The 14,894-nt window shown below is 67.1% G+C and carries 12 protein-coding genes and 1 pseudogene; 6 read left to right on the forward strand and 7 right to left on the reverse strand.

Going from position 1 to position 14,894, the window contains the following annotated elements; genetic code table 11:
- Positions 1–56: 56 nt before the first annotated feature.
- The 4 genes from ASD94_RS19675 to ASD94_RS19690 form a co-directional block, all read right to left on the reverse strand.
- Positions 57–1,850 carry a GspE/PulE family protein gene (locus ASD94_RS19675; protein WP_056646569.1) on the reverse strand — a complete coding sequence of 598 codons (1,794 nt, stop codon included), beginning with the start codon at positions 1,848–1,850 and terminating at the stop codon, positions 57–59.
- 13 nt (positions 1,851–1,863) lie between these two features.
- Entirely contained in the window at positions 1,864–2,628 is a 765-nt protein-coding gene (locus tag ASD94_RS19680) for a hypothetical protein (RefSeq protein WP_056646571.1), read from the reverse strand.
- The gene (locus ASD94_RS19685; protein WP_235510713.1) at positions 2,629–3,258 is read right to left on the reverse strand and encodes a DNA-deoxyinosine glycosylase; all 630 of its coding nucleotides are present in this window, start codon (positions 3,256–3,258) and stop codon (positions 2,629–2,631) included.
- 125 nt (positions 3,259–3,383) lie between these two features.
- Positions 3,384–4,232, reverse strand: a complete 849-nt coding sequence (locus tag ASD94_RS19690; protein WP_056646575.1) for a TatD family hydrolase — start codon at positions 4,230–4,232, stop codon at positions 3,384–3,386.
- 146 nt (positions 4,233–4,378) lie between these two features.
- On the opposite strand from ASD94_RS19690, the gene ASD94_RS19695 reads away from it, so the two are divergent.
- The 4 genes from ASD94_RS19695 to ASD94_RS19710 all read left to right on the forward strand — a co-directional run bounded on the left by ASD94_RS19695 (position 4,379) and on the right by ASD94_RS19710 (position 8,559).
- A complete protein-coding gene (locus tag ASD94_RS19695; protein ID WP_056646577.1) occupies positions 4,379–5,326 on the forward strand; it encodes a S1C family serine protease in 948 nt (315 codons plus the stop codon).
- Positions 5,327–5,379: 53 nt separating this feature from the next.
- On the forward strand, positions 5,380–6,396 hold the full coding sequence (locus tag ASD94_RS19700) for a MoxR family ATPase (protein ID WP_056646579.1): 1,017 nt from the start codon (positions 5,380–5,382) through the stop codon (positions 6,394–6,396).
- Between the two features lie 11 nt (positions 6,397–6,407).
- Entirely contained in the window at positions 6,408–7,445 is a 1,038-nt protein-coding gene (locus ASD94_RS19705; protein WP_056646582.1) for a DUF58 domain-containing protein, read from the forward strand.
- A gap of 67 nt (positions 7,446–7,512) precedes the next feature.
- Positions 7,513–8,559, forward strand: coding sequence for a VWA domain-containing protein (locus tag ASD94_RS19710; RefSeq protein ID WP_056646584.1), 1,047 nt, complete (start codon positions 7,513–7,515; stop codon positions 8,557–8,559).
- Positions 8,560–9,677: 1,118 nt separating this feature from the next.
- On the opposite strand, the gene lolD is transcribed toward ASD94_RS19710, so the two are convergent.
- Complete coding sequence (lolD, locus tag ASD94_RS19715; protein WP_056646649.1) at positions 9,678–10,364, reverse strand: lipoprotein-releasing ABC transporter ATP-binding protein LolD; 687 nt, start codon at positions 10,362–10,364, stop codon at positions 9,678–9,680.
- Between the two features lie 176 nt (positions 10,365–10,540).
- Positions 10,541–11,794 carry a lipoprotein-releasing ABC transporter permease subunit gene (locus ASD94_RS19720; protein WP_056646585.1) on the reverse strand — a complete coding sequence of 418 codons (1,254 nt, stop codon included), beginning with the start codon at positions 11,792–11,794 and terminating at the stop codon, positions 10,541–10,543.
- 80 nt (positions 11,795–11,874) lie between these two features.
- On the opposite strand from ASD94_RS19720, the gene ASD94_RS19725 reads away from it, so the two are divergent.
- The gene (locus ASD94_RS19725) at positions 11,875–12,837 is read left to right on the forward strand and encodes a hypothetical protein (RefSeq protein WP_056646587.1); all 963 of its coding nucleotides are present in this window, start codon (positions 11,875–11,877) and stop codon (positions 12,835–12,837) included.
- On the forward strand, positions 12,834–14,558 hold the full coding sequence (gene recJ, locus ASD94_RS19730; RefSeq protein WP_056646589.1) for a single-stranded-DNA-specific exonuclease RecJ: 1,725 nt from the start codon (positions 12,834–12,836) through the stop codon (positions 14,556–14,558). The genes ASD94_RS19725 and recJ overlap by 4 nt, the downstream gene beginning before the upstream one ends.
- A 12-nt stretch (positions 14,559–14,570) precedes the next feature.
- On the opposite strand, the pseudogene ASD94_RS24140 reads toward recJ, so the two are convergent.
- Positions 14,571–14,894 (reverse strand): annotated as a pseudogene (locus tag ASD94_RS24140) (methyl-accepting chemotaxis protein); the annotation flags it as partial.

The following is a 14,894-nucleotide window of genomic DNA, read 5'->3' on the forward strand; positions in this document are numbered from 1 at the left end:
AAAAAAGGGATGAAAAAAGCAGGTTGCTCCCAGCGCAACCCCGCCCGCTGCTGCGCTCACTCCAGCGGCGGTGTCGCCGCTATCACCTCGTCCATCGTCGTCAGACCTTCGGCCACTCGCAGCGCGCCTGCGAGGCGCAGGGGGCGCATGCCATCTTGCACGGCCTGGCGGCGCAGCACATCAATGGAAGGCGCCTGTGTGATCTTGTCCTTCAGCGCCTCGCTGACGGTGAGCAGTTCATACAGCCCCATGCGGCCTCGAAAGCCGCCCATCCGGCAATCCACGCAACCGACCGGCTTGTAGGGGTGATAACTGCCATTGATCTTCCAGGGCTTGACCACCTCGGCCAGGGCATCGCGGCTCGCAGTCTCGTCCTTTTGCTTGCACTGCTTGCACAGCGTGCGCACCAGCCGCTGGGCGAGCACGCCCAGCAAGGTCGCGTTGAGGAGGTACGAGGGCACGCCCAGCTCCATCATGCGGGTGATGGCGCTGGGTGCATCGTTGGTGTGCAGGGTCGAGAACACCAGGTGGCCCGTCAGCGCGGCCTGGATGGCCATCTCGGCGGTCTCCAGGTCGCGGATTTCGCCCACCATGATGATGTCGGGGTCCTGCCGCATCAGGGCGCGCAGGCCTTCGGCAAAGTTGAAGTCGAGCTGCGGCTGTACCTGGGTCTGGTTGAAGCTGGGCTCGATCATTTCGATCGGGTCTTCCACCGTGCTCACGTTGACCTCTTCGGTCGCCACGCGCTTCAGGGTGGAATACAGCGTGGTCGTCTTGCCCGAGCCCGTGGGCCCGGTTACCAGGATGATGCCGTGCGGGCGCTGCACCAGCGCCTCCCAGCGCTGTGCATCGTGCTGCGCAAAGCCCAGGGCGTCCAGGTCCTTGACCGCGTTGTCGGGGTCAAAGATGCGCATGACCATCTTTTCGCCAAACGCAGTGGGCAAGGTGGACAGGCGCATTTCCACCTCTTCACCCCGCTGGTTGCGGGTCTTGATACGACCGTCCTGCGGGCGGCGCTTTTCGACCACGTCGATGCGGCCCAGCAGTTTGATGCGCGCCACCATCGCGTTGTGCACGCCCATGGGCATCTGGTACACCGGGTGCAGCACACCATCGATGCGAAAACGGATCACACCCTGGTCGCGGCGCGGCTCCAGGTGGATGTCACTGGCACGCTGGTCAAACGCGTACTGCCAGAGCCAGTCCACCACCTTGACCACGCCCTGGTCGTTGGCGTCGAGCTGCTTGTTGCTCTTGCCCAGCTCCACCAGCTGTTCAAAGCTGTTGCCGCCCGAACTGCCGCCGGCCTTCTGCGCCGCACGCACCGACTTGGCGAGCGCAAAAAATTCGGCCGTGAAGCGGTGGATGTCCTGCGGGTTCGCCACCACCCTGCGCACCGAGCGGCGGGACTGCCGTTCCACCTCGGCCACCCAGTCGTCGATGAAGGGCTCGGCGGTGGCCACCACCACCTCCTTGCTGGTCACCTGCACAGGCAGCACCTTGTGGCGCTCCGCGTAGGTGGCGCTCATGGAGTCGGCCACGCGGCCCACATCGACCTTGAGCGGGTCGATGCGCATGTAGGCCAGGCCCGCCCGCTGCGCCAGATACTCGGACAGCGCCTCGATGTCGAGTGGCTTGCCGTCGCTGGCACGCTCCATGGCCACACTGGCCAGGCGCACCAGGGCGTGCTGGGAGCTCTCGGCCTGCGAACAACGGGCCACGGTGCGCTGCGCTTCCTCGCGCGAGATCACCTTGTCATCGCTGAGCCACTGGACCATGCGGCGCCAGTCCACCGGACCGACGTGCGAAGCCGATTTCAGCCGGTCAGGCGTCAGGGCAGAAGCATTCATTGCAAGATTCCTTTCAGGGCTTCACGGGCTTGAACACCCGCAGCCATTTGGAAGTGGGCAGGTCCCAGCGCGCCTGGATAGCCTCCGCCTTTTCGGCCAGCTCCGCGCGCTTGGGCCGCGTGGGGGTGCGCTGCGCCAGCACCACCGTATTGCCTTCGCGTGTGGGCTTGAACGCCCACAGCGCATCGTCGCCAAACGCCTGCGCCATGCTCTGCAGGCTGCGGTCAAAGCTCGACGCGCGGCCAAACAGGTTCACGGTCATACAGCCCGTCTCCGTGAGCAGCGCGCGGCAGTCGGCATAAAAGTCGGGACTGTCGAGCACGGGGGCCGCAGCCTCGTGGTCGTACAGGTCTACGGCCAGCGCATCCACCGTGCCCAGCCACATGGGGTTCTGGATCTCCTTGGCCGCATCGGCCAGCACCACGCGCAGTTTGGGGCCGTCGGGCGGCAGCTTGAACCACTGGCGGCACACAGCCAGCACCTGCGGGTTCAACTCAATGGCGGTGGTGCAGATGCGCAGCTTTTTGTGGCAGAACTTGGTGATGGCACCAGCCCCCAGGCCCAGCTGCATGGCATGGCCCTTGGACACCTGCGCCAGGTCAGCGAACAGCAGCCAGGCCATCATGCGCTGCACGTATTCCAGCTCCAGGGCAAAGGGCTCGTCGATGCGCATGGAGCCCTGGATCCAGGGTGTACCCAGGTGCAGGTGGCGCACTTCGCCGTCGTCAGACACGCTGACTTCGGGCAGTTCTTGCAAGGTTTCTTTTTTACGGGCCATTCACAGCAATCCGTGCCGGGCCATCACATCGGCCCAGGCAGTCAATTTACGTTCAAAACTCCAGGAGGCATTGGCCGGGCTGGTCGATGGCAGCCGCACAGCCTCGATGGGCCGTGCGCCTGACTTCCCCACATCATGCGGCAAGAGCGTCGGCTGCCCGGCGGCACCCAGCGCGGCAAGCGCCGCCGGCGCGTGCCGGAAACTCTCCGCACCGTTGTGCGCCAGCGCGGCCAACTGGGGGCACGCACTGCGCAGCGCGGCAAAGTCGTTGAGCCGGGCGTTGCGGATGCTGGTGTCCAGGCTGCCCTCGCGCTCGCAGCTCTGGTACACGTCCCACAGCCCCAGGCCGCGGTCCAGCAGCCAGGCGCAGCGGTCTGTGTAGCCATCCGGCCCCGCCGGGGGCAAAGGATGCTGGGGCCACAAGGCCTGCAGGATCTTCCAGAAATGGTTCTGGGGGTGCGCGTAGTACTGGCGGGCTTGCAATGACGCAGCCCCTGGAAAACTGCCCAGCACCAGCACCACGGTGCGCGCACCTGCTACCGGCGGCAGGCCCAGCCAGCGCGCGGACGGACCGGAGGCGTCAGGAGTGGAGGCCAAAGACGGGCCGGCTGCAACAGGGGCTGGGGACATGGGGCAATTTTGGCCCCAAAGGACCGTCAGCCCCGTCTGGCGGTCCAAAAAAGATAGCTGTCGGCCCTTTGCCACAGGGCATCAAGCTCCCAAATTTCTCCCTATTCATCTTTTTTGTCGGTCCCTCATCCGCCCTGCGATGGCCGCGCGTCTGCCAGCAGACACTCCAGCCGGGGCAACGCGGCCAAGGCATTGGCCCTGGTGCTGCCAGCCAGCGCCGGCACAGACTCGCCGCGCAGCTGGGCCACCACGGCCGCAATACCGGGTAGCTCCCCCGGGCTGTTGCGGCCCTGGGGCTGCCCTGCAGCGCGCTCTGCGGCGGTGGTGTAAAGCCAGTGGGGGGGAATGTCGGGCGCATCGGTCTCCAGCACCAGGGCATCGCCGGGCAGCTCGGTAGCCAGACGGCGCAGCTGCAGGGCGCGGTCATAGGTCACCGCACCGCCAAATCCCAGCTTGAAGCCCAGTGCAATGAACGCCTGAGCCTGCTGCAGGCTGCCATTGAAGGCATGGGCAATGCCACCGCGCACCGGCAAATCCCGCAGGCCCTTGAGCAGCTTGTCGGCAGAGCGGCGCACATGCAGGATCACCGGCAGGTCAAACCGCCGGGCCAGCTGCAGCTGCGCGCGGTAAAACCGCTCCTGGCGCACCGGGTCAAGGCCCGGCACAAAGTAATCGAGGCCGATCTCGCCAATCGCCACCAGGCGCGGGTCGGCGTGGTGCTGCTCCAGGTACCTGGCCAGATGCTGCAGATCCTCTTCCTCGGCGCGCCCTGTGTAGAGGGGATGAATGCCCAGCGCGTAGCTGTCCCCATGCTGGTGCGCCAGAGCCCGCACGGTGTCCCAGTTGCTGCGCTCTACCGCCGGGATCACGCAATGGCAAACACCTTCCGCCGCTGCCTGTGTGCGGACAACGCTGCGGTCGGCATCGAACTCGGGGGCGTCGAGGTGGCAGTGGGTATCGATCCAGGCGGTCATGCGCCGATGATGCCCGATGCAGACTGCAAGGCTGCGGTCGCAGGGGGCCATGGGCCTGGGTAGCCCTGCATGTGCATTTGCCGTCAAACCGTGCTACTGTCATTTGCGTGCGCCAGGCCCTGGCGTGTACGAGCAAAGGTGACAGGATGCCCCGGCCCGCCCTCTACAGCAGCTCCCGACCCGCCCGCAATCGCACGCCTGCGGCGGTGGATGCCACCGAAGCTGCGGCCCACGCAGCGCCGCCTGCAGATGATTCTGCGGCGACAAGCGCCGCCACCGCAGCCGCCAAGCCCCCTCCGCCCCGGGCATTCAAACGCCAGCTGGTCGCCCTGTGGACCATCGTGGTGCTGTTGGCGGCATTGCTGGTCGCCAGCGCCTGGCACAACACCCGCAGCCCCGCCCGCAAGATCACCCAGGACGACATCGACGCAGCAGTGCTGCGCACGCTGGAGACCACCACCCCGCCCTCTGCCGCCGCACGGGCTGTGGAGAGCATCGGCCCCTCGGTGGTGCGCGTGGTGGGCTACGGGCGCAGCAAGAACGGCAAGGAAGAGGTCGAGCGCGGCATTGGCACCGGCGTGGTCATTGTGGACAAAGGCGTCATCCTGACCAATCTGCATGTGGTGGCGGGCTCAGACCGTATCGGCATCACCTTCTACGACGGGCTGGAGACCACGGCCAGCATCACCGGCGTGCAACCCGAAAACGACCTGGCCGTGCTGCAGGCCCACAAGGTGCCCGACGACCTGGAGGCCGCCACTCTGCGGTCCACCCAGAACCTGCGCCCGGGCGACCATGTGGTGGCCGTGGGTTTTCCCTTTGGCATCGGCCCCTCGGCCTCGGCGGGCGTGGTGTCGGGCCTGCAGCGCGAATTCACATCGCCGGAGGGCAAGCGCCAGCTCAGCAACCTGATCCAGTTCGACGCGGCAGCCAACCCGGGCAACTCCGGCGGCCCGCTGGTGACGCTGGACGGCGAGGTGGTGGGCATCGTCACCGCCATCCTCAACCCCACCCAGGCGCGCACCTTCATCGGCATCGGCTTTGCGGTGCCCATTGAAAACGCGGCGTCTGCCGTCGGCATGCCCCCGTTCTGAACGTACAACACACCACTATCACCATCTTCCCACCCATCATCGCAAGGAGCCCCATGTCGTCCAGCACATCGCACAATGCATCGAACGCTGCCACCGCCACGCTGATGGAACAGGTGCTTTACGAGGTCAAACGCGTGGTGGTCGGTCAAGACCGCTTTCTGGAGCGCGTCATGGTCGCCATGCTGGCCCAGGGCCACCTGCTGGTCGAAGGTGTGCCGGGCCTGGCCAAGACGTTGACGGTGAAGACGCTGGCCAGCACCATCCAGGGCAGCTTCAAGCGCATCCAGTTCACACCCGACCTGGTACCCGCCGACCTGGTGGGCACCCGCATGTACAACCAGAAGACCGGCGAGTTCAGCACCACGCTGGGCCCGGTGTTCACCCATCTGCTGCTGGCCGACGAAATCAACCGTGCGCCCGCCAAGGTGCAGAGCGCGCTGCTGGAGGTGATGCAGGAGCGCCAGGTGACCATTGCAGGCGAGACGCACAAGGTGCCCGAGCCCTTCCTGGTGATGGCCACGCAGAACCCTATCGAGACCGAAGGCACCTACGCGCTGCCCGAGGCGCAGGTGGACCGCTTCATGATGAAGGTGCTGCTGGGCTACCCCACCGAGGAGGAAGAATTCGTGATCGCCCAGCGCGCGCTCGATGTGCCTGTGCAGGTGTTGCCCGTGGCCACCACGGTGCAGCTGGCGGCGCTGCAGGCCGAATGCCGCACGGTATACGTGGACCCGTCAATGCTGCAGTACGCCGTGAAGCTGGTGGCCGCAACCCGCGAGCCCGCGCGGCATGGTCTGAAAGACCTGGCCGGCTACATCAGCTGCGGCGCCAGCCCGCGCGCCACCATCGCCCTGGCCGAGGGCGCGCAGGCCTTGGCCATGCTGCGCGGGCGCAACTATGTGCTGCCCGAAGACATGACCGACCTGGCCGCCGACGTGCTGCGCCACCGCGTGGCGCTGTCGTACGAGGCACTGTCCGAGGGGCTGGATGCCGACGCGCTCATCCAGCGCATCATGGCCAAAATCCCGGCACCAGCGCGCCCCTTGCACCACGAACAAAAGGCCGCTTGAGTTCACCCGCCATGACCAGCAAGCCAACCGAAACCTCCGCCACGGTGCACATCCTGCCCACGCTGCCCGGGCAGGCCGACCGGCTGCTGCGCGAGCTGGAGTGGAAGGTGATCCGCCGCCTGGACGGCCTGCTGCAGGGCGACTACCGCACGCTGATGCGCGGCAGTGGCCTGGACCTGACCGACCTGCGCGAATACCAGCCCCACGACGACGTGCGCCACATCGACTGGAACGTGACCGCGCGGCTGAACACGCCCCATGTGCGCGTGTTCACCGAAGACCGCGAAATGTCGGCCTGGTTTCTGCTGGACCTGAGCCCGTCCATCAGCTTCGGCCCAACCGGCCACGCCAAGCGCGACATCCTGACCGGCTTCGTGGCTGTGCTTTCGCGCCTGCTGACTCGCCACGGCAACCGCGTGGGTGCCGTGCTCTATGGCGGCGCCGGCCCGCAGGCGGCGCGCGCGGTGGACGCCGTGCTGCCCCCACGCAGCAGCCGCGCCCATGTGCTGCACCTGGTGCACAAGCTGCTGCCCTCCAACACCCCCGCGCCGCCGCACAAAACGGGTGGCGGCGCCACGGAGCTGCACCGGCTGCTGCAAACCGGTCTGGCCACGCTCAAGCGCCGGTCCACGGTGTTTGTGGTGTCCGACTTCATCAGCGCGCCTGGCTGGGAAAGGCCCCTGGCCCAACTGGCCCAGCGGCATGACGTGGTGGCCGTGCGCCTGCTCGACCCGCTGGAGCTGGAGCTGCCCGATGTGGGCCTGGTGACGCTGCGCGATGCCGAAAGCGGCGAGCAACTGCAGGTGGACACACACGACGCGGGCTTTCGCCGCCGCTTTGCCCAGCTGGCCGCCGACCGCGAGGCCGCGCTGCGCGAAGGCCTGACCCGCGCGGGCGCCGACACGCTGGAGCTGTGCACCGACGACGATCTGGTCGATGCCCTGCTGCGCTTCATGGACCTGCGCCAGCGCCGGGTGCGGGCGCACAGCAATCCTCTCGTCCCCGCATCAGCATCCGCAGGCCCTATCGCGCAGGCGGCCGCCGGCTGACCGATCGATGGATTGATTAGTTAATCACCCGCCGCACACGCTGTACACGCCACCAAGGACACACACCATGGTTTTTCTCTGGCCCACCCTGCTCTGGCTGCTGCTGGCGGTGCCCCTCCTGGTACTGCTGTACTGGTGGCTGCTGCACCGGCGCAAGAAAACAGCGCTGACCTACTCCAGCCTGTCTCTGGTGCGCGAGGCCATGGGCCCCGGCCAGCACCTGCGCCGCCATATCCCGCCCGCGCTGTTCCTGCTGGCCCTGGTGGCCCTGCTGCTGGCCGCCGCGCGCCCGCTGGCCGTCATCACCCTGCCCTCGCAAGACCAGACCATCATGCTGGCCATGGACGTGTCGGGCAGCATGCGCGCCGCCGACGTGGAGCCCGACCGCATCACCGCCGCCCAGAACGCCGCCAAGGCCTTCATCGCCGACCTGCCGCGCCACGTGCGCGTGGGCATCGTGGCCTTTGCCGGCAGCGCCCAACTGGCCCAGTTGCCCACCCAGAGCCGCGAAGACCTGGTCAAGGCCATCGACAGCTTCCAGCTGCAGCGCGGCACGGCCACGGGCAACGGCATCATGCTGTCGCTGGCCACGATCTTCCCCGACGCGGGCATCGACATCGCCGCGCTGGGCGGCCGCCAGGCCATGCGCCCCAGGCCCATTGAAGAGCTGGGCAAGCAACAGGACCCCGCCAAGACCTTCACACCTGTGGCCCCGGGCTCCTACAACTCAGCCGCCATCATCATGCTGACCGACGGCCAGCGCACTACGGGCGTTGACCCGCTGGAAGCTGCCAAGTGGGCAGCCGACCGGGGGGTGCGGGTGTACACGGTGGGGGTGGGCACGGTGCAGGGGGAGACCATTGGCTTTGAGGGCTGGTCGATGCGGGTGCGGCTGGATGAGGAAACGCTGAAGGCGGTGGCTGCGCGGACCAATGCCGAGTACTTTCATGCGGCGACGGCAGCAGACCTGAAGAAGGTGTATGAAACGTTGAGTTCGCGACTGACGGTGGAGAAGAAAGAGACGGAGATTTCGTCTTTGCTGGCGTTATTGGGGGCGGTGCTGGCGTTGGCGGCGGCGGGGCTGTCGGTGTGGTGGTATGGGCGGGTGATGTGATTTTTTGGTGATTTTGGCCGGATGCGCTAGTGGGATATGCGCTGGTAGCTATTGATTTTGTAGTGTTTGGCTGCGTGGGCTGATATGGCCGCATGCCTTTGTTGAGGGCGGAGGCCGGGAGTCGCCCGGCAGGCGAGTCCCTTTCTTTCGCGTCGCCGAAAGAAAGGAACCAAAGAAAGGGCGACCCCACTGTCTGCGTCCCCTGCGCTTCGCTTCGGGGCAACCTGCGGTGCTCGGGTTTGGCGGGGTCTCGCTCGAACTCGCTGCGCTCAGACAATCGCGAGCCCTGATCCGCCAACCCCTGCGCTCCTCGGCGCATCCAGAGGGGCAAAGGGAACTTCGTCCCCTGCGCTTCGCTTCGGGGCAACCTGCGGTGCTCGGGTTTGGCGGGGTCTCGCTCGAACTCGCTGCGCTCAGACAATCGCGAGCCCTGATCCGCCAAACCCTGCGCTCCTCGGCGCATCCAGAGGGGCAAAGGGAACAGAACATCCACACGGGCCTTTGCTGCGCTCGGCCCATTCTCGCGGGCGCAAGCGCCACGCACTGCGCAGCCTGGGCCGAGCGAAGCAATGGCCCGAATGGATGTCCGGCTGTTGGATGTTCGGCTGTCCCACCCCTGCTGGCTGCGCCTGCGGCGGGGCGGTTGCGGGGTGGCATGGGCGTCGAAGCGCCCGTGCTTCGTGAACTGACTCGCCGCAGTTGTTTGAACGAAGCGCGCCAGCGCGAAGTGAGTTCTGCGGCGCACCCCGCAACCGACACTCCGCAGGTTTGCCCCTTCGCTCCGCGAAGGGGTCGCAGACTGGGGGTCGCCTTTTCTTTGGTGACTTTCTTTTGGCGAAGCAAAAGAAAGTTACTCGCATGCCGGGCGACTCCCGGCCTCCGCACTGAGGAAGGGGTCGCAGACTGGGGGTCGCCTTTTCTTTGGTGACTTTCTTTTGGCGAAGCAAAAGAAAGTTACTCGCATGCCGGGCGACTCCCGGCCTCCGCCCTGAAAACAGGCATACCTTCCAAACCAGCACGCCCGTGCTTCGACCAGCTCAACCCGAACGGACAGGGCAAGAACGAGCTATAAAAACAATAGCTTTCAGCGCTTTATGAATAAGCGCCAGAGCCCAAAATCACCCCAAAACCCCAGACACCAACCTCATCACCCGGTCACACCGCGCCGCCAGCGACTCATCGTGCGTCACCATCACAAACGCCGTACCCTGATCCCGCGCCAACTGCAGCATCAGGTCGAACACCCCATCCGCAGTACTCCGGTCCAGATTGCCCGTAGGCTCATCCGCCAGCACACAAGCCGGCCGCGTCACCAACGCCCGCGCAATCGCCACCCGCTGGCGCTCACCGCCCGACAGCTCGGCCGGCCGGTGCATCAGCCGCTCCTTCAAGCCGACAGACGCCAGCACCCGCTCCGCCTCCGCATGGCACTGCGCCAGCGGCAGGCGGCGAATGCGCAGCGGCATAGCCACGTTGTCCAGCGCACTGAATTCCGGCAGCAGATGGTGGAACTGGTAGATAAAGCCCAGATGCTGGTTGCGCAGCTGCCCCTGGCGCTCCGCAGACAGCGACGACATCTCCTCGCCCTTCAGGCGCACGGTGCCCGCCGTGGGTGCATCCAGCCCGCCCAGCAGGTGCAGCAAGGTACTCTTGCCCGAGCCCGAGGCACCCACAATCGCCAGCGTTTCGCCCGCATGGATCTGCAGGTCCACGCCCTTGAGCACGGTCACATCCAAGCGGCCTTCGGTAAAGCGTTTGGTCAGGCCCTTGGCTTCCAGCACCACGGTGTTGTTTACAGCATTCATCTCAGTGATCCATGGCATGAAACTGGCGCTCGCCAGGTCGGGGCAGCCGCGCAAGGGCCGCCCCGCCGCAGATGCGGCGTTCCACTTGCGGGCGCTGGCTGCGTCCCTCTGCCCGCATTGCGCAGCAATGCGAGAGCGGGGGGAAGACGCGGAGCGTCTCAGGGGGGTGTTTCTCATCATTCATAACGCAGCGCCTCGGCAGGGTTCACACGGCTGGCGCGCCAGCTGGGGTACAGGGTGGCCACAAAGGCCAGCACCAGCGAGATGACCGCAATGGGCACGATGTCGCTGCTCTGCGGCTCGCTGGGCATCTTGCTGATGAGGTAGATGTCCTTGGGCAAAAAGCTGGCGTTCAAGGCACGCTCGATGGCCGGCACGATCACGTCGATGTTGAAGGCGATGCCCAGGCCCAGCAGCAGGCCGACCAGCGTGCCGATCACCCCCACCATCGCGCCCTGCACCACAAAGATGCCCATGATGCTTTTCGGGCTGGCGCCCAGCGTGCGCAGGATGGCGATGTCGGCCCGCTTGTCGGTCACCGTCATCACCAGGGTGGAGACCAGGTTGAATGCCGCCACCGCCACGATGAGCGTGAGGATGATGAACATCATGCGTTTTTCGAGCTGCACGGCGGCGAACCAGGTGCGGTTCTGCTGCGTCCAGTCGCGAATCAACAGCTGGCCGCTCAGGGACTGCGCCAGTTGCTGCGCCACCTCGCGGGCCTGGTGCAGATCCTTGAGCTTGAGGCGCACGCCCGTGGGGCCTTCCAGGCGGAAGATGCGCTGCGCGTCCTCATGGTGCAGCAGCACCAGGGCCGAGTCGTATTCGTAGTGGCCCGAGTCAAACGTGCCCGCCACCGTCATCTGCTTGAGGCGCGGCACCACGCCTGCGGGCGTCACCTGGCCGGCGGGCGCGATCAGCGTCACCGGGTCGCCCACCCGCACGCCCAGGGCACGGGCCAGCTCGCCCCCCAGCACCACGCGGAACTCGCCGGGCACCAGCAGGTTCAGCGTCTTCTCGTTGGTGGCAGCGAGGTCGGTCACCGCGCCCTCCAGGGCCGGGTCGATACCGCGCACCAGTGCGCCCTTCATGTCTTCGCCGCGCGCCAGCAGGGCCTGGGCCGCCACAAAAGGCGCAGCCCCGATCACGTTCGGGTTCTTCTTGGCCTCGGCCAGGGTGAGCGCCGGGTCGGGCAGTGCGGCCCCCAGGGGCGCAAAAATCTCGATGTGCGAGACCACGCTCAGCATGCGGTCGCGCACGTCTTTCTGAAAGCCGTTCATCACCGACAGCACGATGATCAGCGCCGCCACCCCCAGCGCGATGCCCAGCATGGACACGCCCGAGATGAACGAGATGAAGCCATTGCGCCGCGTGGCGCGGCCCGCGCGGGTGTAGCGCCAGCCCAGGGCCAGTTCGTAGGGAATTTGCATGGATATGGGAAGAAGGGCCTGCGCGGTGCGGAATGCGCGCCACAGGCGGGGCAGATTGTGGCATCCCGGACAATAGAGGGATGTCGGACACCACCCATTTGCTCATTCCCTACGCCGCCAGCGCCTCACCGGGATGCCAGCAAGCCCAACAGGGCCTGGCCCTGCCCCACCTGGACCGGCTGCTGGCCCGGCTCAGCCCCCGCCCCGAATACAACGACACCGGCGAAGAAACCAGCTTCTCCGCCCCCCACGAACGCACCCTGGCCCGCGCCTTGGGCCTGCCCGCGCAGGATGGCCGCATCCCCTGGGCGGCCTGGCACCGCCACCAGCAAGGTCTACCCCCCCACGGCGAGGCCTGGGCCTTCGTCACCCCCTGCCAGTGGCAGGTCAGCACCGACCACGTCACCCTGCGCGACCCGGCGCTACTGGGCCTTCATGAGTCCGCATCACGCGCGCTGCTGGCCATCGTTTCGCCCTGGTTTGCCGAGGACGGCATCACCCTGCACTACGACCAGCCCACGCGCTGGCTGGCCAGCGGACCGCTGTTTGCCGACCTGGCCACCGCGTCGCTGGAGCGCGTGCTGCTGCGCGACGTGCGCGCCTGGATGCCCGATGCCAAACAGGCCCGCACCCTGCATCGCCTGCACAGCGAGATGCAGATGCTGCTGTACACCCACGCCTTCAACGAGGAGCGCTCTGCGCAGGGGCTGCCGGTCGTCAACTCGTTCTGGGTGCACGGCACGGGCGCACTGGCTGGCCCACCGCCCGCCACCCCATCCACTCCACCGCCCCACATGCCCACCACCCTGCGGGACGCCGCCTTGCGCGACGACTGGCGCGCCTGGGCCAGTGCCTGGGCCGCGCTCGACGCAGGCCCCGTGGCCGACCTGCTGCGCCAGGCTGAAAGCGGCTCGCCCGTGCAGCTAACCCTGTGCGGCGAACGCAATGCGCTGGGCTTCCACACCGCTCCGCGCAGCCTTGTGCAGCGGTTTCAAGGCCTTTTTCGCCCCATGCGCTGGTCGAACATGCTGGTGCAGCTATGAAAATAATAGCAAGAGACATTCCACCCCGCGCCGCCTGGGCGCTGGAGCAGGCCGGCGTGCACCCGCTGCTGGCACGCCTGTACGCCGCGCGTGGCGTGCGGGCCAAGGACGAGCTGGACGATGGCCTGGGCCGCCTGCTGCCGCCCGGTGGCGACCAGGGCTTGAAGGGCATTGACGCCGCAGCCCGCCTGCTGGCCGATGCCATGGCGCAGAACCAACGGCTCATCATCGTGGCCGACTACGACTGCGATGGCGCCACCGCCTGCGCCGTGGGCGTGCGCGGCCTGCGGCTGCTGGGCGCACAGCACGTGGACTACCTGGTGCCCGACCGCGTGACCGACGGCTATGGCCTGACCGCTTCCATCGCCCGCCGCGTGGCGGAGCGCGGGGCCGATGTGCTCATCACCGTGGACAACGGCATCGCCAGCGTGGACGGCGTGGCCGAAGCCAAGGCGCTGGGCCTGCAGGTGCTGGTGACCGACCACCACCTGCCTGGCCCCGAACTGCCGGCGGCCGATGCCATCGTCAACCCCAACCAGCCCGGCTGCCCGTTCGAGAGCAAGTCCATGGCCGGTGTGGGCGTGATGTTTTATGTGCTGCTGGCGCTGCGCGCTGAACTGCGGGCACGCGGAGTCTTTGACGCCGCCAGCCAGCCCAAGCTCGACCCGCTGCTCACGCTGGTGGCGCTGGGCACCGTGGCCGACGTGGTCAAGCTCGACGCCAACAACCGACGCCTGGTCGCCCAGGGCTTGAAGCGCATCCGCGCGGGGCAGATGCCCGCAGGCATCGCCGCACTGTTCCATGCCGCCGGCCGCAAGGCGCCCGTGGCCACCACCTTCGACTTTGGCTTTGCCCTGGGCCCACGCATCAACGCCGCAGGCCGCCTGGCCGACATGACGCTGGGCATCGAATGCCTGCTGACCGACGATGCAGGCCGCGCTGCCGAGCTGGCCGCCACACTGGACGGCATCAACCGCGAGCGCCGCGACATCGAAAGCGGCATGCGCGAACAGGCCATGCTGATGGCCGAGAGCCTGTTTGACGAGAGCGAGGAGCCCCCGCCCGCCATCAGCGTGTTCGACCCCGACTTTCACGAAGGCGTGGTCGGCATCGTGGCCAGCCGCATCAAGGACAAGCTGCACCGCCCCACCTTCGTGTTTGCGGCCAGCAGCGCGCCGGGCAAGGAGCATGAGCTCAAAGGCTCAGGCCGCTCCATCCCCGGATTTCACCTCCGCGACGCGCTGGACCTGGTGGCCAAGCGCCACCCGGGCGTGATCCTGAAGTTCGGCGGCCATGCCATGGCCGCGGGCTGCACCGTGGCCGAGGAATCATTCGATGTGTTCGAGCAGGCCTTTGCCCAGGTCGCGCAGGAATGGCTGGACGCCGCCACCCTCACCCGCCGCATCGAGACCGACGGCCCGCTGGCCCCTGAATACTGCCGCGCCGACATCGTGGACACCCTGCACCGCGAGGTCTGGGGCCAGGGCTTCGCGCCCCCCACGTTCAGTGAAGAGGTGCAGATCGTGAGTCAGCGCCTAGTGGGCGAGGCCAAGAACCACCTGTCCCTCAAACTGATCCACCAGGGCAGCCCCGTCGATGCGATCTGGTTCGGTCACACCGAGCAGCTGCCTGCCCGCGTTTTGCTGGCCTTTCGCTTGGATGTGAACGAGTGGAAGGGCGAGCGGAAGGTGCAGTTTCTCGTCGAAGGGGCGCAACTGTAGGCCCGTGCCTGCTCAGAAGCTCTCCCAATCATCATCGCTACCCCCGGCTGTCGCGCGGGGTGCGGCTGATGGCTGATGCGCCGCCTTGGGCGCTGGGGCGGCTGCAGCGGAGGCCGGCGATGACAGCCGGGCTGCCGCTGGGGCTTTGGGTGCCTTGACCGCAGCGGGCCGGTTGCCCAACGCAGCCGAGGCGGTGGCAGCGGGCCGAGGCGCGGGCGCCGGTGCTGCAGCCCGGGGCGCTGCTGCAGGAGCCCGGGTGGCCACGGCCCCCACGTTAAACACCGACACCGCTTGCGCCAGGTGCTGTGCCTGGTCGCGCATCGAGGCGGCTGCGGC

It is taken from the genome of Acidovorax sp. Root70, assembly GCF_001428225.1.
GTDB lineage: Bacteria > Pseudomonadota > Gammaproteobacteria > Burkholderiales > Burkholderiaceae_C > Acidovorax.